Origin of the sequence: Acidocella sp. MX-AZ02, from assembly GCF_000306035.1 — a bacterium.
Lineage (GTDB): Bacteria > Pseudomonadota > Alphaproteobacteria > Acetobacterales > Acetobacteraceae > Acidocella > Acidocella facilis.
Window position 1 is genome coordinate 1 of sequence record NZ_JH976270.1, and the last position, 490, is coordinate 490.

At 57.8% G+C, this 490-nt stretch carries 1 protein-coding gene; it reads right to left on the minus strand.

Annotated features, from left to right (window positions below):
- The coding region (locus MXAZACID_RS17480) for an AAA family ATPase (RefSeq protein ID WP_008495930.1) at positions 1-490 on the minus strand (490 nt) is incomplete at both ends.

Here is a 490-nt window from a genome sequence, read left to right on the forward strand (position 1 = left end):
GGGTTGCCTGGGCTTCGCGGACCCGTTCAACCAGCGTCCGGGCCGACCGGGCATTGCCAAAAGACGGATCACGAACACGGGACGAGAACCAGCCCCGGAGATCCGCTTCTGGCCAATCAGATGAAAGGCGCAAATCTTCCTTGGCGAGCATCCCTTGAAAAATCTCGATAAGCTCCGGCGGGCTGTACGCCTGAAACTCGATTGTTTTTGTGAAACGGGACGCTAGGCCGGGGTTTGAATTGATGAAGGACCGCATTTCCGCCGGATAGCCAGCGACCACCACGACGAGCCTGTCTCGCTTATCCTCCATTTCCTTGAGCAGTGTATCTATGGCCTCTTGGCCGAAATCATGGCCGCCCTTGCCTCCGGTGAGTGTGTATGCCTCATCAATAAACAGGATGCCGTCTAGGGCTTCCGTGACCTTATCCTTGGTCTTGGGGGCGGTTTGGCCGATGTACTGCGCCACCAGTCCGGCGCGGTCAGTTTCGAC